1 protein-coding gene is annotated in these 1,466 nt (G+C 38.9%); it reads left to right on the forward strand.

Annotated features, from left to right (window positions below; all coding sequences use genetic code 11):
* Positions 1-178: 178 nt before the first annotated feature.
* A complete protein-coding gene (locus AB4589_RS25340) occupies positions 179-964 on the forward strand; it encodes a hypothetical protein (RefSeq protein WP_017101220.1) in 786 nt (261 codons plus the stop codon).
* Positions 965-1,466: the final 502 nt, after the last annotated feature.

Here is a 1,466-nt window from a genome sequence, read left to right on the forward strand (position 1 = left end):
GCATTGGCCATGCAAGAAGCAAAAAAAGCTAATTACATAATTTAATCATTAAGGTCGCCTATATCACCGTAGTGACCGATAAATAATTAGTGGTGGTAATTATTCCCTATTGTTAGTATCGGGTTTATTCTTTTTAAAACATTTAATGACTTAACGCTCAATAGCGACCGAGGGATTCATGAAAAAGACTAAAAGAAATTTAACTCTCGCTTCTATTGTGATCGTAATTATAATTATGCACAGCCAAAGAAATACGAAACCAAATTTTACTTTCCCGGAGTGCGAAGAAGAAAGAAGCGTTAATTCCAATGTCACCTTTTATATTGATAATCAGATTGGTAACAAGGAAGAGTTAAAAGGCAGATTGCAAGAAGCGGTAAAGATGTCTAATACGATACTGTCTAACTCATGCATCCCTATAACTCGTGTGTTCAAGGATAGCCATTCTGTATCAATATCTCATGACAGTATGTCTATCTCCTCTGTGCATTCAGACCTAAAACAAGCAATCAGTTCTTCGAAGGTAAACTCGTTTTTAGACGCTCCAAAAGAGCAGTACGTTTTGGTTTTAAGTGATAATCATCCATTGGTCATCGAAGAGGAGATTAATGGGATGACAATGGTTAACTTGAACGACAGCTTTGTACTGCTTGCGGAGGACTTCCCGATTACCGTGCTAGAACATGAGCTAGGACATTTAGGGTGGGCAATGCATGAACGGCCTAACTCTGAAAGTGGAGACTTTTGGATCATGGAACAGGTCTTTGCTGCAAATAGAAGTAAAGTAAAACCTTATTCTGGAGCTTTTCATTGTTCTAACTACGGGACAGTCATGAGTTATTCTGAAAAGGTTGTCCCTGCTTATTCAAGCCCTCTGATCAGCAACAACGGTGAACCATGTGGTAATGAAGAGTACGCGGACAATGCCAGAGTTATGCGCGAGTATGCGAAAACTTTGCAGTGAAGTGTCCACCTCTTCATCGTTAGAGCAGAGGTTGTTGAATGCTCCCCTAGTAAATGCACTGTATCAATATATTTTTTGTTCTGTAGTGGCTAAGTGAATTTGACCACTATTAGGGGTTTTGCTGTACCTAAAGTAATCCGTTAAATGCTAATTTAACAATACATATAACACGGAATTGTCCAGAGACGTGTTATGCCGCCATGCATTGGGACTGTGCTCTGGGTGTGCTCTGGGAAAAGATCGCCTTAGTGTTCACTTTTTGGGAGTGGTGTGATTACCGAAGGAGGTTGACGGTCTAAATAGAAATTAGATAGATTTACCGATGATGAATAATGTGTTCAAAGCAAAAAATGATGAGAGGATATTGTACTTCTCAAGCTTTATTGTTTCTGATGTTTTTAGATAGAAGCAGCGTAACTCCGCTCTTCAATACTACAAAGTACAGACTGGATACCGTTGAAGAACGGAAGTTCCAGTTGAATTTCTTTCAATAGGTAAATTA

The sequence above is a fragment of the Vibrio sp. 10N.222.49.A3 genome (assembly GCF_041475145.1).
Taxonomy (GTDB): Bacteria; Pseudomonadota; Gammaproteobacteria; order Enterobacterales; family Vibrionaceae; genus Vibrio; species Vibrio tasmaniensis_A.